Raw genomic sequence first — 18,489 nt, forward strand, 5'->3', positions numbered from 1 at the left:
AGCAAAATGAGGTCACTATAGATTTTCGCCACCTCTACACCCCCAAAATCCTGAAGCAAAATCTTAATAATCAATTAAAATTCAGTATCTTGTATAGCACATCCCTATAATATTAACGCCATGAGAAATCCAACTTCATTTTTCGCAAGGCCCATTGTTATCCTGTTCTTATTTTTCGTTTTGTCTCCAGGAGCTGTGACTGCTTTTCAGCAACCTTCACAAGAGTATACAGAATATAAAGGACAGGTTGTTAACAGCCAAAACAACGATGCACTGGCCGGTGCCTACCTATCTGTTCAAAACACCAACATCTCTACAGTGACCAATAGTGACGGGGAATTTTCCCTAAAGATCCCTCAAAACCTGGAAGATGTAAATGTGCAGGTTTCCTTTCTTGGCTTCCAAAGCCGCACAATCCCTTTGCAATTCTTTCAGCAGGACAAAGTTGTCATACCACTTCAGGAATCATTAGAAGAGCTCAATGAAGTAAGCATTTTCACGTATACCGATCCTGCTGCTTTGGTTCACAATATGCTGGAAACCCGCGGAAACAACTATTTTACCGACCGTACAACCATGACTGCCTTTTACAGGGAAGCTATAAAAAGAGGCCGAAAAAATGTCTCTCTTTCTGAAGCCGTTGTAAAAATCCACAAACAACCTTATGATTCTAACAGTGATGACGATATTGCCCTGGTCAAAGCTAGAAAAACAGCCGATTATACCCGGCTGGACACTGTAGCCCTTAAATTAAGGGGTGGGCCTTATAATCCTTTGAGCATAGACCTCATGAAAAATCCTACGCATATTTTTAATCAGCGGGATCTTGCCAATTTCAAATTCAGCTTTGACCATCCTACCAAAATTGACGAACAGTACCTCTACGTTGTGAATTTTGAAGAGCTGGATAAAAGCATGCCCTGGTATTATGGCAAACTTTTTATTGATGCCAACACTTTCTCCCTGGTCAAAGCTTCTTTTAACCTCAACGTAGATAACCGCTCGGCTGCGACCGATTTGTTTGTTCAGAAAAAACCCGGCGGAACAAAGGTATATCCCGTAGAAGTGAAGTACGACATTACCTACAGGCAAAAAGACGGCCGCTGGTACTTTGGCTATGGCAATACCCAACTTGAATTTGTGGTAAACTGGAAGCGGAAACTCTTCAACTCCCGCTATAAGGTAAACAGCGAACTCGCCGTGACCAACTGGGAGGTGAATACCGAAAAGGTCAAAAAAGACGATAGCTTTTTAAGCCGAAGGGTGATCATGAATGACGATATTTCGGGATTTGCCGATCTTTCTTTCTGGGGTGAAAACAACATAATTGAACCCGATGAATCTATTGAAAGCGCAATAGATAAAATACGTGACAAGTTGGAAAACAATTAGATCTGTTTGATGAAATACCTCTCAAAAATGACATTTTTAAAGCACATTTTTGAGAGGACATATTTTGTCGTATAAGTCATTAACTTTGCAGGGCACCAAGCTTTCCTTTAACTTCGGAAGCTAAAAGTTAAACCCAATGAAGATCCTGCATACGGCCGATTGGCATATTGGAAAAAAACTTCACAAAACCGAACTGGTCGAAGATTTCGACCTCTTTATCAACTGGCTTTGCAAGACCATTGAAGAAGAAAAAGTAGATGTTCTGCTGGTTTCGGGAGATATTTTTGATCTTGCCAATCCATCTTCCGAAGCAAGGCGCCAGTACTACCGCGCGCTGGTAAAAATGAACCGCTTTGACTGCAAGATCATTCTTACAGGCGGCAACCACGATTCACCAGCCATGCTCGAGGCGCCAAAAGAAATCCTGAAAGCGCTCGATATCGAGATTGTTGGCGGAATGCCACAGGACCTTGAAGAACTCATCATTCCCATAAAAAATTCCGACGGAATAACTGAGCTGGTAATTGCGGCCGTTCCCTTCCTGCGTGACGCCGATCTCCGAAAATCAGCTGAATCTGAAACTCATGAAGACCGTCTTGAAGCTCTCAAAAATGGCATTCAGAATACCTTTTTTGAAGCCGCACAAATTTGTGAACGGCAGTTTCCGGCAGTACCTGCACTCGCCATGGGCCACCTCTTCACCGCAGGTATTGAAACTTCAGAAAGTGAAAGAGAAATTCAGATTGGGAATCTCGCAGCTTTTGAAGCCTCCAGGTTTGGTAGCTATTTCAATTACATCGCCCTGGGGCATATCCATAAACCCCAGCGGGTAGCCGCTGCTGTGCCTGCATTTTACAGCGGTTCTCCCCTGCCCCTGTCCTTCAGCGAACGCCGGGATGAAAAAAGAGTACTTATCATTGATTCTGAAAAAGGCTGGGAACCAAAAAGTGTTCCTGTTCCGGGGTTTCGCGCACTTTTAAAAATTAGTGGCGACCTTGAACAAATCAGCTTAAAACTGGATGAGCTAGAGGAGAAAAAAGATCTTGAGAGCCTCATCGAAGTAGAGCTTAAAGAAGAGCAGTATGACGCATTAAAGATCTATGACCTCGATACCCTGGTTTCGGGTTTTCAAAAGGAAGGTTACCGGATTGTAAAACACAGGGCAGGTTTTAAAAATCAGTTAAAAGGTGCAGGCCAGGCTTTTAGTGCCGATAAACAATTACAGGATTTGAAGCCCAAAGATGTTTTCCTGGAGCTCATTGCAAAGCACGAGTACGATACCGAAACAAAGCAGGAAATCCTTTCGGCTTTTGACGAAATACTTGAAGAGTTGCACCGGGATGAAAATGCAGAAATATGAAGATCTTAAAAATAGAATTTGAGAACATCAATTCCCTCAAGGGAAAGCATGAGATAGACTTCACCAAAGTGCCTTTTACGGTAAGTTCGCTCTTTGCAATTACTGGGCCCACCGGCAGCGGAAAAAGCACCATTCTAGACGTGATTTCCCTTGCCCTTTTCAACATGGTGCCGCGCCTGGGAAAGATCAGTAAGAACGACATCATCAATAAAGGTGCGCTGCTTACCCGCAATCAAAAAGAGGCTTTTGCAAAGGTTACTTACCAGGCAAAAAAAGGAATTTACGCCAGCGAATGGAGCATTTCAACCAATCGCAACAACAACCTGCGCGATTATGAAATGTTCCTCTACGATCTGGCTACCGGCAAACCCCTGGACTATAAAAAGTCTGATGTTCCTTCAAAGAACGAGGAGCTTATAGGTTTAAGTTACAACCAGTTCATAAAATCGGTGCTGCTGGCACAGGGAGATTTTGCCCAGTTTTTAAAGGCCAAAAAAGATGAACGCGGGGAGCTTCTTGAAAAGATCACGGGAACAGGAATTTACAGGCAGGTAGGCATCAAAGTTTATCAGAAATTCAAAAAAGTCAATGCCGAAATTGAAGACAGGCAGCGGGAAATAAATGTGCTTCAAAAAGACCTTTTAGAGGAGGAAGTTTTACAGGAGCTCACTACAGCTCTTACTCAAAAATCGGGCATGTGTGAGCCGCTGGAGAAGGAAACCCGCGAACTGGAAAGGCTTAAAGACCTCAAGAAGAATATTTCTTCACAGCAGGAGCAAATTGCAGCACAGGAGAAACTACAGCTCAATGCCACTCAAAACCTTATTGATTTTGAAAAAGAAAAGGGAGAAAAGCTAAAGCAACACGAGCAGGTACAAGGCTTTGCCGAAGATTTGCGCAAGTGGCAAAATCTAGATGCCGGCTGCAGGGAAATAAAGGAAGAACTTGCCAGGCATGCTGGTGACGTAGAAAAAAATAGGAAAGGTATTAGCCAGTGCCTTGAGAACATCAGCAGGTTTTTGAAAAATGAGCCTGCTACAGAAGAGATTGAGAGCAGCCTGCAAGCTTTTTCCCGCAATGTGAGAAAACTTCAGCAGCAACGGGATGAAAAACTGAGCCATTATCGCAACCTGCAGGAGCGCTTTGACCTGGAATTAAGAGAAGTTCCGTTTAAGCTGAATGGCGATCTCAAAGCCGAAGAACTGAAGCTGCAAGAAATGAAAACTGCGGGCGAAAACAGGCTTCAGGAGCTTCAGGATCAACTGAAAGAGATAGACCTTCAAAATGTGGAAACCGAAAAAATCAGGTTACGGGAACTCCTTCAGCAGGGAAGAAAAGCACAACAGGAATGGGTGGCGATAGAAAATCTTTCCGCAGAAATTGAAAGGGCAACAAAAGAGGAAAAAGAACTGCTTGGGCAGGTTGCAAACCTTCCGCAGGAGGTGGCTTCAGCAAAAAAAGAGATGCAAACCCTTCAAAAAGATGTGGAGAACCTGCAACTAAGAAAGGAAAATGAGCTGCTTAAGGCGAGCCTGGAACAACACAGGCATAACCTGAAGAACGGCGAACCATGCCCGCTTTGCGGCAGCACCGAACATCCTTATGCCACCCACTTACCTGCGAAAAATGACACTTTACAGGAGGAACTTTTAAAGCTGAAAAAAGAGCTTTCGGCAATGGAAAGGCAGGTGACCAGCCGTGAGACCAGCCTGGCGCATCACCAGAAGAGAATTGGCGAACTTCAACTGCTCATCCAGGAAAACCGAAGCAAAGTGGAGGCTCAAAAAAGGCATTTTGAAGAGGTATTTTTAAAGATCAATCCGGCAGGGAAAGACTGGGAAGAATTCTGCAACAGCAGTGAAAAGAAGATTAGCCTTCTTGATGAATTTAAAAAACAAAACAGGAAGCTGAACGCTATTAAGACCGGGCTTCCCATACTTACCGAAATTCAAAACGTACTGGTAGAGGGAAAAAAGATCAAAAGAGAGCTTGACGGCCTGTACAGCGGGAAAGATATTGATACCGACTGCCTGGAGTTGCAAAATTCGTGGACTTCGCTACAACACCAACAAAATTCGCTTACCAGCCAGGGAAAAGACCTCAACCAAAAACTGACCAATAAAACTGCTGAGCTCAAAACGCTGGAAAAACTTCTGCACCCCAGTATTTCTGAAGCCGGTTGCAAAGATATTTCTGAAGCCCTGCAAAGACTCCTACCTGAAACAGAATATTCACAGCTCAACAGAAAACGGGAAGAACTTACCTCTCAAAAAGGGCAAATTGAAGCCTCTTTAAAAACGCTTAAAACGCAACTCGAAGAGTTACAACAAAAGGATTTGCCACAAAATGAGGAAAATCTTTTAAAGCAGCTGCAGGAGACAAAAGCGCAACTGACTTCTTTAAATGAGGAGTGCGAAGAATTGAGGCGCAAATTGCGAAACGACAAAGAACGACGGGCACAAATTGCTGCCATTGAGGAAGATCTTAAAGAAGTGAAGGGCAAAATAAAACGTTGGGAACTGCTCAACCAGCTCGTGGGAGACGCCACCGGGAAGAAATTTAACGACTTTGCCCAGGATCTAAGCCTCTCACAGCTACTCATTTTGGCAAACCGCAGGCTTCAGGATCTAAGCGACCGCTACAGGATCGACAAACCTTTAGAAGACGAAGACGACAGCCTGGTAGCCATAGACGAACATATGGGAGGCCAAAGACGCTCGGTAAAGACACTTTCGGGAGGTGAGACTTTTCTGCTAAGCCTCTCTATGGCCCTTGCTTTAAGTGACCTGGCTTCGCGAAATGTCGAGATCAACTCCTTGTTTATAGATGAAGGTTTTGGCACCCTTGATCCTGAAACCCTCGACCAAACTTTGGATACGCTGGAAAAGCTGCAGGCAGAATCATCTAAGACCATTGGAATTATTAGCCATGTTGACTCGTTAAAAGAACGAATTGCCACACAGATACGACTTAGCAGAAATGGCCAGGGCTATAGTTCACTGGAGGTAATAGGATAAATTATGACTTATGACAGTAGAAGAAAAAATTTCTACATTTTCAGAAGAATTTGAAAAGCTTCCGGGAATTACGGTGATCAATGAAATAGAGGGTTTTAAACCTCTATTTATGACCTCAAACGGCCTGGAACTGCTGGGCTTGACCCTCAATGAACTTATAGCTACAAAGGAGAATTACCAACATATCTATTTTAAATCAAATTACATAAGGGATTATCTGGAATCGCTGGAGTCATTGATTGAATTGGAAGGACTTGATGAAACATATACCTTCTTTCACCAGGTCAAAATCAAGGGAAGCTTTCAATGGTATGCGGCTTCTATAAAAATTTTTCATATCGAAGCTCATTTTCAACCTACTCACACTATCACCTACGCAGTGCCGCTTAAAGATTTTGAATGGACCATAAAAAGAGCTGAGCGCTTAATGGAAGAAACAGATTTTGCCCGGAAGAACCTTGAAAAATACGGAAAGTTGACTCCGCGGGAAATTGAAACCCTTGGTTTGGCAGGAAAAGGGATGAGAACTAATGAAATGGCAGAGCGTTTAAACATATCTTCAGATACGGTGAACTCCCATCTAAAATCTCTTCGGAAAAAACTGGAGGTTGCCAACTCATTTGAACTCCAGGAATATGCCCGGGCTTATGACCTAATGTGATGGATATCAAAAAAAGATACCCTTTATCGATTTTCTTTAAGGTTTTTTTAAAGAACCTGTGTTTTGTGCTACTTTTAAATAGCAAACAACCGGAACCTTGCAGCCAACCTTTGAACAAAAACTGACTCTCTTCTCTGAATGTGCAGAAGCTATGCCCGGTGTGGTCATTGTGCATGAATTAAGGGAAAAAGACTTCAAGACTGTTTACATGAGCTCCCGCGGGCTATATCAACTGGGAGTTTCTTTAGAGGAGCTTTCTAAAATGGGACCTAAATACCATGACCGTTTCTTCAATAATGAAGATATGGAAGATTTCATAGTGAAACTGCGAAAGCTGCTTCAAAAAAAGGATCCCGAAGAAACCTTTACTTTTTTTCAGCAGGTGAAATTTAAAGACCGCCAGGAATGGGTATGGCACATTGGGTCTATAAGGATCTTTCACCAGGCTGATGATGGCTCAGCCACTCATCTGGTCACTGTCGCGTTTCCCGTTGACCGCATGAAGCATATTGAAAATAAAGCAGAGCGGCTTTTAAAGGAAAATATGTTCTTCAAAGAAAACCTAAGTAAATTTCTTAGCCTTGGAAAAAGGGCAAAGGAAGTTTTGAAACTGGTGGCTCTGGGAAAGAGTTCGGCAGATATTGCAAAAGAACTGCACATTTCTATAGACACCGTGCACACTCACCGCAAGAATATCAAAAAGAAACTGAATATTTCTACCAGTTTTGAATTTACGGAATACGCCAGGGCCTACGATCTTATTTAAGCACAAAAAAAAATCGGGGCCCCTACACCCCCGATTTTTCACTCCGTTGCACCGGACTCATAAGTGAAATATCCGGTACAATTTCACGTGTAAAAATAGTATTTCACACCTCCTCCACCAATACCCACTTTTGGGGATTTTCGCCCTTTTTCTGTTAAAATTAAAAGACGAAAGCCTTATTTTTGCCTACGAACAACAAAAAGATATTGTTGTGGTACTATTTTATGCACAGACACTTTAAAATATATAAACCCTACGGTTTTTTAAGCCAGTTCGTGAGTAACCAGCGCACCCGCCGCAGTAAGAAAATGCTGGGAGAACTAGGGGATTTCCCCGAAGGCACTATGTCGATAGGCAGGTTGGATGAAGATTCGGAAGGCCTGCTCTTACTTACCACCAATGGTAAGGTGAGTGCAGAAATTACAGGAGGGAATGTAGAAAAAGAATATTATGTGCAGGTAGATGGCCTCATTAAAGAAAAAGACATTGAAAAAATAAGTACCGGAATTGAGATAGGGATCAATGGAAAAAAATATCTTACCAAACCTTGCAAAGCCAGGATGCTGAAATCTCTTCCTGATTTTCCTCCCCGGGCAAAACCCATTAGGGATGAAAGGCATGGCCCTACCAGCTGGATTTCAATTACACTCACTGAAGGCAAGTTTAGACAGGTAAAAAAAATGACTGCAGCGGCCGGTTTTCCCACTCTTAGGCTGGTAAGGGTACGTATAGGCCAGGAGAAACTTGACAGCTTAAATTCGGGAGAAGTTATTGAAGTTAAGAATTTTACCTATTAATAATTGATAAAAATCATGTAATCTATCTGGAATTTTCAGTAAATTATTGTTCTAATTTTTTCGGCTATGAACAATATTCTGATCTCTTCAGATGTTTCGTCGCTTCCCCGAAGTGGCTTGCTCTACGCCCTTCATCTCATGAGAGGCCGAAAAACTCATTTCTACTTCGAGACCTTTTCCATAAAACAAAGATTGGCTTGCGGGCCGTCTTACAATGAATCTCAATTAAATTGTCTCGAATTCGTCATCAAACATGAATTGGATGCCATTCAGAAAAAAATAAGGAGTTTTTTCCCTGCTGAAGATTATGAGCTGCACATCTTGAAATCGCCCGAAGATCTCTACAAAAGAAAAGAAAAATTCTCTTGGGCTATTTTGAATACCAGAAACAGAGCTTTAAGTCATTTGACGGCGTTGACCAAACTATATACCGGCTTAAAAATGCCATTTTTGGCACTCCCTGATATTGCGAAGCCCAGACTTCCCAAAAAACTGCTGCTCATAGCAGAACCCGGCGTTCAGGTTTCATTAGCCAGTCTTGCCCCGGTTAAAAAAATCTTCGGAAACTTCAGCTTTTCCCTTGAAATACATAAGATCTACCCCGGCAAAGTGAATGCCCAACAGGCAAAAATTGACAGCTTCAGGTTAAAAGAAGTTTTAAATATATATCATCCTGCGGTGAAGGTTTTCTCTCAGCAAGAATACCATTTTTCAAACCTGCAGGATGCTCAAAATTTTGATTTACGATTGCTCCCTCAGGATGAGCATAGCCTGCAAATGAAAATGAACAACCCGGCTTTTGTGAATTTTCTTTCCAATCCAAAAGCTCCGACTTTGATAAGTCCAAAACCTGAAATAGACTTTGTGCCTGCTTTTAAACGAAACCGTAATACCACAAAACCATTATTTCAAAAGCCATGAAAATCTTAATCTCTGTCCTGCTCCTCACACATGCAATTTTACACCTCATGGGGGTAGTAAAAGCTGTTCATGAAGATTTTTTACCTACCCTCTCCAGAAGTATCAATAAACTTGAAGGATTACTTTGGCTTACCAGTGCCGTGCTTATTTTTATAGCAGATGTCTATTTTTTAATGGCTTCAAATTACTGGCCCATTCTGGCTATTATAGGGGCCATCCTGTCTCAGTTTCTCATCACGTTGAACTGGCAGGATGCAAAATATGGGACTATTTTTAACCTGTTGATTTTGGGGATCAGCTTTCCGGCACTAACCTAACGTTGGATGCTATTCTCTCCTGAAGTTTGATTAAGGAGCTGTTTATAAAACATCTCTACATCTTCTTTTTTAAGCAACTCAGTCCCAGGAGACTTTATAGTCGCACTACCACAGGCCAGCCCATATAATATGGCATTTTTGAGAGGTTGCCCGGTAGAAAGGGCATGAACCAGACCGGCAACCATACTATCACCTGCCCCTATTGAACTAACGTGCTCCACTTGCGGGGCAGGGTAATGTTTCACTTCCCCTTTTGAAGCCAAAAGCGCACCTTCACCCCCCAAAGAGAGCACAATAATCTCTACGGAATACTTTTTAAGGATATTGAGCAAAGCGCTTTTTTGCTCCTCCAGATTTTCTGCCGATTGGCCCGTAATATCGCTGAGCTCCCTTTTATTCGGTTTTAGAAGATAAGCTCCTTCCTCCAGCACTCCCTGGTAGGATTTTCCAGAAGTATCAAGCACAAATTTTAATCTGCAGGCTTTCGCTTTTGCCGCTACCCGGGCATAAAAGTTGGAGGGTGCCCCCGAGGGAAGGCTCCCGCTTGCCACTAAAAAAGCCCCTTTTTCACACCGGCTCACTTTGTCGAGTAAAGCTTCATATTCCGATTCCTGTAATTGAGCCCCAGGAAAACCGAAGCGATAGAGATTTCCTGTGGCGGTTTCGGTAACTGCAAAATTCTGCCGCAAATCATTTGTAACCTCTACAGGATTTTGTGTCACCCCTTCATTTTTCAGAAGATCGTAAAAAAGCTTTCCTGTGTGACCACCTTTAGCATACACGGCGGTAGATTGCCCACCCAGTCTCTTGATCACCCGGGAAACATTTACTCCCCCTCCACCTGCATCAATGAGCGGTGTCTCACACCTCAATTTTTCGTTGGGTTCGAGCTTTTCTGTTTTTGAATAAATATCCAGGGCAGGATTGGCAGTTAAGGTTATTATCATTGCCTATATTTTTATTTGGTCTACTCTCTAATTTACAGATTAGTTTTTTAACCCTAAAACTGCAATGTTAAATTGTGAAAAAGCTTTTCATATTTCCTGAAGTCTGGCGTAAAACTGAGAGATATCATACTTATTCCGAGATTTATAAGGTAGTTTTGAGCTAGAAACTGTAGGGAATGGCTGAAAGTTTTCCATTGAAAAAAAACCTGTACTCCTTTTTTGCTGAAATTGGAGCGCTGTCAAAATTTGCCGCACGGTTCTTTAAGGAACTGTTCAGCCGGCCATTTGAATTCAAAGAGTTTTTACAGCAATGTTACCAAATGGGGAATAAATCTTTGTTACTTGTAGGAGTAACAGGTTTTATTCTTGGCCTGGTCTTCACACTTCAATCCAGGCCCACCTTAGAAGAGTTTGGAGCTTCATCGTGGATCCCGAATATGATTAGTATTTCTATAGTCAGGGAAATTGGCCCTGTGATCATCGCTCTTATTTGTGCCGGACGAATTGGATCAAGCATAGGTGCCGAACTGGGATCTATGAAAGTGACCGAACAAATAGATGCTATGGAAGTCTCGGGCACAAATCCTTTCAAGTATCTTGTTGTCACCCGAATTCTAGCTGCGACCCTTATGCTTCCGCTGCTTATAATCTTTGGTGACTTTGTTGCACTTATTGGATCGGCCCTGGTAGAGAACATTAAAGGTCAGGTTTCTTTTATGCTGTACTTTAATCAGGTTTTTAGTGCCCTTGGTTTCAGGGACCTCCTGCCTGCTACGGGAAAATCCTTTTTCTTCGGATTTGCTATTGGGCTGGTGGGGTGTTTCAAGGGCTACAATAGCAGTAAAGGAACAGCCGGTGTGGGTCGGGCTTCAAATTCCGCAGTAGTATATACGAGCATGTTGCTTTTCATTATAGATTTTATAGCAGTTTTTCTAACCCAATTAATATATGGATAGCATGACGGCCCTACCTACATCTTCTTCCACACCAAAAGGGAAACCGGTGATACGAATCCAAAACCTGCACAAGCAGTTTGGGGACCAGGTGGTGTTGAAGGATTTTAACCTGGAAATGTACGAGAACGAAAATCTGGTACTCATGGGGAAATCGGGCTCGGGTAAGTCGGTAATGATCAAGTGTCTTGTAGGTCTCATGGAACCGGATAGCGGGACGATTGAAGTATTAGGTCAGGACATCACGAAACTTGACCGCACTCAAATGGATGAACTTAGAGCAGAGATTGGATTCCTGTTTCAGGGTAGTGCTCTTTACGATTCAATGACGGTGAGAGAAAATCTTGAGTTTCCATTGAGGCGCCACACCAAAAGGATGAACATCAAAGATACAGATGAACTTGTACTTGAAGCACTTGAAAATGTAGGGCTGGCGAGGACCATTGATCTTATGCCCAATGAACTTTCGGGCGGGATGCAGCGAAGGATAGCTCTTGCACGGGCACTCATCCTTAAACCCAAGATAATTATTTATGACGAACCCACTACCGGCCTTGATCCCATTACAGCCAAAGAGATCATTGAATTAATGACCAGCGTTCAAAAAAGGTATAAAACTTCTTCAATGATCATTACCCATGATGTTGACTGCGCCAGAGTGATCTCCCACAGGATGATCCTGTTACTTGACGGTACTAACTATGCGCAGGGAACTTTTGAGGAACTATCAACTTCTGAAGACCCCAGAATAAGGGCCTTCTTTAAATAAAAGACATGAAAAATTCAAATTCACAGAACCTGAGATTAGGAATATTCGTGATTGTGGGAATTATAATTTTCATAACCGCAGTCTATTTCATAGGAAACCGGCAAAATCTGTTTGGGAATAACAGTGTCATTGTTTCGGTATTTAAAGATGTTAATGGTCTACAGCGCGGAAACAATGTTCGCTTTGCCGGAGTAAATGTGGGGACGGTGCAAAGCATTACCATAGTGAACGACACCAGTATTGCCGTAAACATGAGAATTGACCAGCCCACTATGGATCTTATCAGGAAGAACTCCCTCGCAACGATTAGTTCTGACGGGCTTGTAGGGAGTATGATCATAAACCTTCTTCCGGGGGAAAAGGCAGATGTGGCACCCGTTCCAGTGAGCTCGGGAGATACTATTAAATCTATTAGCAAGATTGCCACCGCCGATATGCTCACCACCCTTAACACAACTAATGAGAACGCTGCACTTTTAACCGCCGACCTGCTGAAAATAACCAACAGCATTAATAAAGGGGAAGGCACCCTGGGGGCTTTAATTAAAGACGAGGAAATGGCAGTTAATTTTAAGGAGAGTATTAAAGACCTTAGAAAGGCCACAGGAGAAGTCTCAATTATGGTCAATAACCTCAACAAAATAACCGCTCAGGTGAACTTTAAAGAAAGTGTTGCGGGAGTTTTATTAAGTGATACTACCGCGGCAAAGCAAATTGAAGGAATTATCTCAAATCTTGAAATTTCTGCTCTTGAAATTGGGATAATGACTTCTAACCTGCAGCAGGTTTCTTATGATCTAAAAAATGGTGAAGGGACGCTGGATTATCTGCTGAACGATGCCGGTGCTGTAGATAAACTGGATGCTACCCTTCAGAATATCGAAGAAGCTACCAAAAAGTTTGACGAGAACATGAAAGCCTTGCAGCACAATATCCTCTTTAGAGGCTACTTTAAAAGACAGGCCAAATTACAGGCAGAAGAGGAAAAAAATAAAGAGCAGGAATAGAAAAAGGCTGCTTTAAAAATTAAAACAGCCTTTTTATCCGCCAGAATAAAAAATTACGCGCTTACTCTACGATAAATTTTCCGCGCATTTGAACGTAATGCCCCGGGAAACTACAAATAAAATCGTAAGTTCCCGCTTCAGAAACAGTAAACTCAATAGTTGTTTCCTCGCCACCGCCTATCATTTCGGTTTTGGCGATAACAGCGTCTGTTCCTTCAGGGATGTATTCATTACCTGTTGCAGTAGCTGCTTTTTGGGCAAAATCAACCACATCTGTTCCCTGCTTAAGCAGTACAAAGTTGTGGCCCATTGCATTTTCGGGTAATTCTCCCACATGGGTAAGGGTAAGTTTTACCTTGTCACCTGCTTTTACTTTAATCTCATTGAGGTTATACTGCATTAGATCATTACCGGTGAGGTTAACCTGTACCACACCATCCTGCCGCTGTATAGCATCATTGGCCTGGGCTGTTTCATTAGCAGCTGCATCTTGGGTGGTCTCCACTGTTTCAAGGTTTCCTCCATCTCCAATAGTTATAGTTTCCTGTTCTTTTTTTTCATTTCCACAGCTCATTAGAACTGCAGCTAAAAAAACTGCAAAAAATCTGCTTAAGTTTTTCATGTTTTAGGTTTTAAATTATAGCTCTTTTAACTTTTGAACTTAGCTCAAAGGTAAAGAATTATAACAGGTTTTCTTAATATCTGAAGTTAAGGAAAGTATAAACCTCTACCTTTTTTTTAAAGGATGTGCGTCATCTTCCAGCGCTTTAAATCGGGCAATATTTTGATGGTTTGCTGGGCTTCTTCAAGTGTGAGGCCATCGTGGTGCCGGGCCATCTCCAGCAATTTTTTCTCCATGTCCTGAATGGTGAGCTGGTGGTTAGTGAATGTTCCATCCTTAAAACAGGTCAAACAATAATCGGAGTTCTTGCTAAGATCCTTATTGGTGCCTCTAAACTTCTTTGAAAAAGGCAATCCGCAGCTTTGACAGGTCAATGACTTCATAGCATATCATCTTAATCTTCAGAACAATAACCAATGTTCTAAAAAGGGTTTATCTAAAGATAAAAACAGAAGAGAAAAAAAAAGGCTTTCAGGTCTTAAATATTTCCTAAATATGGTTTTCTGACGTATCTTTATTTCACATTTTTAATTCGCTGATAATGAGAGGTGTTTTTTGTAACTTTTCAATATATCAGTTTAAATATCAAGCTCATGGAGAACTCAGTCCTCCTTATTGAAGATGACCTTGTTCTTGCAGAAAACACCCGGGAATTACTCGAACTTTCCGGTTACCGGACTTTCCTTGCCCATGAAGGCAAAACCGGACTAAAAAAGGCATACAAGGAATTACCCGATGTTATTATATCAGATATCATGATGCCCGAGCTGGACGGGTACGAGGTGTATACCGCGCTGCAGCAAAATCGCCACACCAGGAATATTCCTTTCATCTTTCTATCAGCAAAGTCAAATCCTGCCGATGTACGCCGGGGAATGAACCTGGGAGCCGATGATTATATCACCAAACCCTTTAGCGAAGAAGATCTCATTTTAACCATTGAAAAGCGCCTTACTAAAAGAGCGCAGCTGGAGGGAGAAAAGAGTCCCGGCCGTAAAAACCAGTTTCATTTAGAAGAGTTTAAAGAGTACGTGCGCACTTATGGCGAACAGATAGAGGCTGAAAAAAATGAAGAGATCTTTATGGAAAATCGTATGGCCTGCAGTGTCTACCTCCTGGAACACGGGATGGTGAAGACCTACAGGCTTGACGAGTACGGGAAAGAACTTATCACGACTATTCCTCAAAAAGGGGATTTTTTGGGCTTCTATAGCTATAAAAAATCAAACCATTATCCCGAAAGTGCCCAGGCACTGGAAAGAAGTATTTTGTACAGGTTATCTCATGACGAATTTCTACAAATGCTGGAACAAAACCGGGATTTGATGCTGGAATTTGCTGAAGAAATAACACACAGCCTCGATGTACTTAGAACTCACCTGTTAGAAATGGCATATGGATCGGTCCTTAAAAAAACCGCCAGTACCTTACTGGAATTTGCTGAAAAGGTGAAAGACGATAATACTCCCGTTTTAAAGGTTTCACGCAGCGATATGGCCAGTGTTGCCGGTATTTCTACAGAAAGTTTTATAAGAAGCCTTTCCTGCCTTAAAAAGGATGGTATTATTGATATTATTGGCCGTGACATAAAGATACTGCAGCTTGAGAAATTAACGGAAATACATTAGGAGTTTTCGCACACCTTTCTTTCGCTACATGACAATTGTCATGCTCTTCGGGGTTAATGTACTGTAAATTAGAAGAAAAAATTACTAACATTAAATTCCATGGTTATGTCTTTAGCAACAACAAAAAAGCGCAGGGTTCCCGTGTTGAGCAATGCCTTTATGAGTGATCCTTTCTTTTCAGACTTTTTTGACCGCCGCGGATTGATGAAAAATTTCTTCGCTCCTAATGGAGACGGTGATGTTAATCCGGCAATGAACATTAAAGAAAAAGAAAAAGAATTTGAAGTTGAGCTCGCCGCCCCCGGCCTCAAAAAAGAGGATTTCACCATCACTCTTGACAATGGTCTTCTCACTATCTCTGCTGAAAAAGAAGAAAAGAAAGAAGATGAAAAAGAAGGTTTTGTGAGTAGAGAATTTAGTTATAATTCCTTCTCAAGATCTGTAAGTATTCCCGAATCTATTGATGAAGACAAAGATGTCTCGGCCCGATATGAAGATGGAGTTCTAAAATTAAAATTACACAAGAAAGAAGGCATAGAAACTAAAAAACCAAAAACCATTAAAGTTTCCTGACCTTTAAGAAGAGACTGCCCTGCGATTCAAAGCGATTATTCCTAAAGTTGCAGGCAGGGAAGTAGAATGATTTGAACATTTGAAATTCACCCGCTGCATAAGTGGTAGTCTCTTCTCCTGCATGATCGCAGTCATACTTTTTTACTGAAACTTTCTCTAACTTTAATGAAAATGCAATAAAATGAGAAAGATTATTGTTCCCACAGATTTTTCGGAAAATGCGTTCCAGGCACTAAAGTATTCCGCAGAACTCTTCAAGTATGAAAGAAGTGAATTTTACGTGCTTCACGCATATGCCGATGAAGTTTACAGTTTTGAGGGCGTAATAACATCTAATCTTCTCGAAGAATATAAACAGAACATTAAAGAAAAAAGTGATAGAGAACTTGCAGTTATCCTGAAGCAGATAAAAGACCTTTACGCCAATCCTAAACACACATTTCATGCAATTTCAGCATTTGGACTGTTGATAGATGAGGTGAATGATTTAGCCGAAAAAGAAAACGCCGACCTTATTATTACTTCCACCCGGGGTGTTACCAATGACAGGCAACTGACTTTTGGAAGCAACACCCTTCAGATTATAAAATACGTGCAGTGCCCGGTGTTGAGCATTCCTGAAGATTACGAATTTTCAGATCCCAAACGAGTTCTTTTTCCTACCAACTACCTGCTTCCTTACCAACGCCGCGAATTAAAACTGGTTGGAGGAATAGCCCGCTCCTTCTGTTCAGAGATTCACATGTTGTATGCTTCAAAATTTTCAGAAATAACTTTGAGGCAGGAAGACAACAAACAGGCGATCCTGGAACATTTATACGATGTGAATGTGCAGCAACACCAGGAAGAAGAGCTCGAAAAAACCGAAGCAATCAAAAAGATGATAGACGATCTCAACATTGATCTACTGGTGCTGGTCAACTCGCGTCACAGTTATCTGGAAAATATACTTTACAGTTCAACAATAGACAAAATAGGACTGCATCCAAAAATACCATTTTTGGTACTCCAGAATTTCAACCGGTATTAAAAGTCAAAACCCTTAACTCATGAAAAATATCCTGCTACCTACCGACTTTTCCGAAAACGCATATAATGCTGCCAAATATGCTGTGCAGCTATTTAGTAGTGAAGAATGCACCTTTTTCCTGCTAAACACCTACACTCCTGTACTTTACGATAATGAATATCTGGTATACAACTCCAATTATCCTACCCTCACAGAAATTTACCAGGATAAATCAAAAAAAGGGCTTGAAAGGGTGCTAAGACGAATAAAAAGAAATTTTAAAAATGAAAAACATCATTTTGAGAAGATCTCTTCATTCAATCTCCTGAATGATGAAATGAAAGATATAGTTGCCGAAAAAGAAATAGATCTCATTGTTATGGGTACAAAAGGTGCTACGGGCGCTGAAGAAATTCTTTTTGGCACCCATACCGTTCACGCCATAAAGAGAGCACGCTGCCCACTGCTGGCCATTCCGGCACATTATGAGTATAAGCCACCCAAAGAAATTCTTTTCCCTACAGATTATGAGGGAGAAATACCTGCACTTCTTAATATTATGAAAGAGCTGGCAACTGCTCATTCTTCTACAATACATATTCTCCATGTGTATTTTGGAGTAGATCTTACATCAAGCCAGGCCAGCAGGAAAAAGGCATTATCAATAACCTTTAAGGACCTTGCCCATCACTTTTACAATATTAACGGCAAAAGTGTTACCCGCGCCATATATGATTTTCAGGAAGAGAATGAAATAGATATGCTTACTATGGTTAACAACAAACATTCATTCTTTGAAAATTTACTCTTTACCCCTGTAGTCAACGAAATAGGTTTTAATGTGAAAGTGCCATTTTTGGTAATTCCTTCAAAAAAAAGAAAATAAAATGAAAACTGTACTCTTACCCACAGATTTTTCGGCAAATGCAAAAAATGCCTGTAGGTATGTAATTGATATGTACAGGAATGAAAAAGCACATTTTGTTTTACTGCACGCTTACAAAGTTTTCATTTATTACGAAAACAGTCACTTAGTGGCAAAACCCGGTGAAGCGGCCATTGCAAATGCGAAGGAAGAAGCTCTAAAGAAAATAGAAGAAGTAAGACAGGAACTGGAAAGCAACAAAGGCAAAGCTCATACTTTTGAATGCAAACTCCATAACCTCCCTCTACCTGATGCAGTAAAGAAAGAACTGCGCAAAAGAAGAACTGATGTGGTGGTGATAGGAAGCCAGGGCCATACCGAAAACAAAGAAGTGATGTACGGTAGCAACTCCCTGAATATTATTGAGGAAATTGAAAATTGCCCTGTATTAAGCGTACCTGCACATGTAGATTTTATTGTACCTAATGAAATTGTACTGGCCAACAGCTTTAAAGTAGGACTCACTCCTCAGGATCTTGATTATCTAATCTCTCTTGTGCACAAATTTAAAGCGGCTTTACGAATCTTACATATTTCAGAAGAAGGCGGACTCAACAAAACCCAGCACCAAAATAGAAAACAGCTGAAAGATTACCTCTCTGATGTGAAGCATTCGTTCCACTTCCTGGAATATTTAAGTGTACCCCTGGGAATATATTCGTTTACAGAAAGCCGCGGTAGTGGTATGATCGCCTTTGTCAACAAAAAGCACAGTTTTTTAGAAAACCTGCTCCTAAACCCGGTGTATAAGAATCTGGCGCATTTTTCAAAAGTTCCGGTATTGGTATTGCATCAGCCGGAAAAGAATTAGAACTAAATATTAAA

General features: G+C 41.5%; 19 protein-coding genes. 16 read left to right on the plus strand and 3 right to left on the minus strand.

Features of this window, described 5'->3' with window-relative positions; genetic code table 11:
• Nucleotides 1–120 precede the first annotated feature (120 nt).
• From V5739_RS01695 to V5739_RS01730, 8 genes are all read left to right on the plus strand, one after another.
• Complete coding sequence (locus V5739_RS01695) at nt 121–1,392, plus strand: carboxypeptidase-like regulatory domain-containing protein (RefSeq protein ID WP_423819410.1); 1,272 nt, start codon at nt 121–123, stop codon at nt 1,390–1,392.
• Nucleotides 1,393–1,528: 136 nt separating this feature from the next.
• On the plus strand, nt 1,529–2,752 hold the full coding sequence (locus V5739_RS01700) for an exonuclease SbcCD subunit D C-terminal domain-containing protein (RefSeq protein ID WP_423819411.1): 1,224 nt from the start codon (nt 1,529–1,531) through the stop codon (nt 2,750–2,752).
• On the plus strand, nt 2,749–5,769 hold the full coding sequence (locus V5739_RS01705) for an AAA family ATPase (RefSeq protein ID WP_423819412.1): 3,021 nt from the start codon (nt 2,749–2,751) through the stop codon (nt 5,767–5,769). The genes V5739_RS01700 and V5739_RS01705 overlap by 4 nt, the downstream gene beginning before the upstream one ends.
• Nucleotides 5,770–5,779: 10 nt before the next feature.
• Nucleotides 5,780–6,430: a helix-turn-helix transcriptional regulator gene (locus V5739_RS01710; protein ID WP_423819413.1), complete on the plus strand. Its 651-nt coding sequence runs from the start codon at nt 5,780–5,782 to the stop codon at nt 6,428–6,430.
• A gap of 97 nt (nt 6,431–6,527) precedes the next feature.
• Nucleotides 6,528–7,196, plus strand: coding sequence for a response regulator transcription factor (locus tag V5739_RS01715; RefSeq protein WP_423819414.1), 669 nt, complete (start codon nt 6,528–6,530; stop codon nt 7,194–7,196).
• 224 nt (nt 7,197–7,420) lie between these two features.
• Nucleotides 7,421–7,993: a pseudouridine synthase gene (locus V5739_RS01720; RefSeq protein ID WP_423819415.1), complete on the plus strand. Its 573-nt coding sequence runs from the start codon at nt 7,421–7,423 to the stop codon at nt 7,991–7,993.
• A 66-nt stretch (nt 7,994–8,059) separates the two neighbouring features.
• Nucleotides 8,060–8,914: a hypothetical protein gene (locus tag V5739_RS01725; protein ID WP_423819416.1), complete on the plus strand. Its 855-nt coding sequence runs from the start codon at nt 8,060–8,062 to the stop codon at nt 8,912–8,914.
• On the plus strand, nt 8,911–9,231 hold the full coding sequence (locus tag V5739_RS01730) for a hypothetical protein (RefSeq protein WP_423819417.1): 321 nt from the start codon (nt 8,911–8,913) through the stop codon (nt 9,229–9,231). The genes V5739_RS01725 and V5739_RS01730 overlap by 4 nt, the downstream gene beginning before the upstream one ends.
• Here V5739_RS01730 and V5739_RS01735 read toward each other — a convergent pair.
• Nucleotides 9,228–10,178 carry a 1-phosphofructokinase family hexose kinase gene (locus V5739_RS01735; protein ID WP_423819418.1) on the minus strand — a complete coding sequence of 317 codons (951 nt, stop codon included), beginning with the start codon at nt 10,176–10,178 and terminating at the stop codon, nt 9,228–9,230. The genes V5739_RS01730 and V5739_RS01735 overlap by 4 nt on opposite strands.
• Nucleotides 10,179–10,354: 176 nt before the next feature.
• Between V5739_RS01735 and V5739_RS01740 the strand changes: the two genes are divergently transcribed.
• The 3 genes from V5739_RS01740 to V5739_RS01750 are packed head-to-tail and all read left to right on the plus strand — an operon-like array spanning nt 10,355 to nt 12,907.
• Nucleotides 10,355–11,134, plus strand: coding sequence for an MlaE family ABC transporter permease (locus V5739_RS01740; protein ID WP_423819419.1), 780 nt, complete (start codon nt 10,355–10,357; stop codon nt 11,132–11,134).
• The gene (locus V5739_RS01745; protein ID WP_423819420.1) at nt 11,127–11,900 is read left to right on the plus strand and encodes an ABC transporter ATP-binding protein; all 774 of its coding nucleotides are present in this window, start codon (nt 11,127–11,129) and stop codon (nt 11,898–11,900) included. Before V5739_RS01740 ends, V5739_RS01745 begins: the two co-directional genes overlap by 8 nt.
• A gap of 5 nt (nt 11,901–11,905) precedes the next feature.
• A complete protein-coding gene (locus V5739_RS01750; protein ID WP_423819421.1) occupies nt 11,906–12,907 on the plus strand; it encodes an MlaD family protein in 1,002 nt (333 codons plus the stop codon).
• A 61-nt stretch (nt 12,908–12,968) separates the two neighbouring features.
• Here the strand turns inward: V5739_RS01750 and azu are convergent, their stop codons facing one another.
• Both azu and V5739_RS01760 read right to left on the minus strand, forming a co-directional pair.
• Nucleotides 12,969–13,529 (minus strand): azurin, encoded by a 561-nt coding sequence (azu, locus tag V5739_RS01755; RefSeq protein ID WP_423819422.1) that lies wholly within the window; start codon nt 13,527–13,529, stop codon nt 12,969–12,971.
• A gap of 116 nt (nt 13,530–13,645) precedes the next feature.
• Nucleotides 13,646–13,912, minus strand: coding sequence for a zinc ribbon domain-containing protein (locus tag V5739_RS01760; RefSeq protein WP_423819423.1), 267 nt, complete (start codon nt 13,910–13,912; stop codon nt 13,646–13,648).
• 210 nt (nt 13,913–14,122) lie between these two features.
• Between V5739_RS01760 and V5739_RS01765 the strand changes: the two genes are divergently transcribed.
• The 5 genes from V5739_RS01765 (at nt 14,123) to V5739_RS01785 (ending at nt 18,475) form a co-directional block, all read left to right on the plus strand.
• Nucleotides 14,123–15,157: a response regulator gene (locus tag V5739_RS01765; protein WP_266071176.1), complete on the plus strand. Its 1,035-nt coding sequence runs from the start codon at nt 14,123–14,125 to the stop codon at nt 15,155–15,157.
• A gap of 105 nt (nt 15,158–15,262) precedes the next feature.
• On the plus strand, nt 15,263–15,730 hold the full coding sequence (locus tag V5739_RS01770; RefSeq protein ID WP_423819424.1) for an Hsp20/alpha crystallin family protein: 468 nt from the start codon (nt 15,263–15,265) through the stop codon (nt 15,728–15,730).
• Between the two features lie 181 nt (nt 15,731–15,911).
• Nucleotides 15,912–16,760 (plus strand): universal stress protein, encoded by an 849-nt coding sequence (locus V5739_RS01775; protein ID WP_423819425.1) that lies wholly within the window; start codon nt 15,912–15,914, stop codon nt 16,758–16,760.
• 19 nt (nt 16,761–16,779) lie between these two features.
• Nucleotides 16,780–17,625, plus strand: a complete 846-nt coding sequence (locus tag V5739_RS01780) for a universal stress protein (protein ID WP_423819426.1) — start codon at nt 16,780–16,782, stop codon at nt 17,623–17,625.
• A gap of 1 nt (nt 17,626) precedes the next feature.
• A complete protein-coding gene (locus tag V5739_RS01785) occupies nt 17,627–18,475 on the plus strand; it encodes a universal stress protein (protein ID WP_423819427.1) in 849 nt (282 codons plus the stop codon).
• Nucleotides 18,476–18,489 lie beyond the last annotated feature (14 nt).

It is taken from the genome of Salinimicrobium sp. TIG7-5_MAKvit, assembly GCF_049569215.1.
GTDB lineage: Bacteria > Bacteroidota > Bacteroidia > Flavobacteriales > Flavobacteriaceae > Salinimicrobium > Salinimicrobium profundisediminis.

Excerpts from the sequence above, each read along its gene's own strand:
- V5739_RS01750 (WP_423819421.1), top strand. The coding sequence starts at position 11,906 with ATGAAAAATTCAAATTCACAGAACCTGAGATTAGGAATATTCGTGATT.
- V5739_RS01785 (WP_423819427.1), top strand. The coding sequence starts at position 17,627 with ATGAAAACTGTACTCTTACCCACAGATTTTTCGGCAAATGCAAAAAAT.
- V5739_RS01780 (WP_423819426.1), top strand. The coding sequence starts at position 16,780 with ATGAAAAATATCCTGCTACCTACCGACTTTTCCGAAAACGCATATAAT.
- V5739_RS01725 (WP_423819416.1), top strand. The coding sequence starts at position 8,060 with ATGAACAATATTCTGATCTCTTCAGATGTTTCGTCGCTTCCCCGAAGT.
- V5739_RS01745 (WP_423819420.1), top strand. The coding sequence starts at position 11,127 with ATGGATAGCATGACGGCCCTACCTACATCTTCTTCCACACCAAAAGGG.
- V5739_RS01710 (WP_423819413.1), top strand. The coding sequence starts at position 5,780 with ATGACAGTAGAAGAAAAAATTTCTACATTTTCAGAAGAATTTGAAAAG.
- V5739_RS01695 (WP_423819410.1), top strand. The coding sequence starts at position 121 with ATGAGAAATCCAACTTCATTTTTCGCAAGGCCCATTGTTATCCTGTTC.
- V5739_RS01730 (WP_423819417.1), top strand. The coding sequence starts at position 8,911 with ATGAAAATCTTAATCTCTGTCCTGCTCCTCACACATGCAATTTTACAC.
- V5739_RS01760 (WP_423819423.1), bottom strand. The coding sequence starts at position 13,912 with ATGAAGTCATTGACCTGTCAAAGCTGCGGATTGCCTTTTTCAAAGAAG.
- V5739_RS01770 (WP_423819424.1), top strand. The coding sequence starts at position 15,263 with ATGTCTTTAGCAACAACAAAAAAGCGCAGGGTTCCCGTGTTGAGCAAT.
- V5739_RS01740 (WP_423819419.1), top strand. The coding sequence starts at position 10,355 with ATGGCTGAAAGTTTTCCATTGAAAAAAAACCTGTACTCCTTTTTTGCT.
- V5739_RS01735 (WP_423819418.1), bottom strand. The coding sequence starts at position 10,178 with ATGATAATAACCTTAACTGCCAATCCTGCCCTGGATATTTATTCAAAA.
- V5739_RS01720 (WP_423819415.1), top strand. The coding sequence starts at position 7,421 with ATGCACAGACACTTTAAAATATATAAACCCTACGGTTTTTTAAGCCAG.
- V5739_RS01700 (WP_423819411.1), top strand. The coding sequence starts at position 1,529 with ATGAAGATCCTGCATACGGCCGATTGGCATATTGGAAAAAAACTTCAC.
- V5739_RS01775 (WP_423819425.1), top strand. The coding sequence starts at position 15,912 with ATGAGAAAGATTATTGTTCCCACAGATTTTTCGGAAAATGCGTTCCAG.
- azu (WP_423819422.1), bottom strand. The coding sequence starts at position 13,529 with ATGAAAAACTTAAGCAGATTTTTTGCAGTTTTTTTAGCTGCAGTTCTA.
- V5739_RS01705 (WP_423819412.1), top strand. The coding sequence starts at position 2,749 with ATGAAGATCTTAAAAATAGAATTTGAGAACATCAATTCCCTCAAGGGA.
- V5739_RS01765 (WP_266071176.1), top strand. The coding sequence starts at position 14,123 with ATGGAGAACTCAGTCCTCCTTATTGAAGATGACCTTGTTCTTGCAGAA.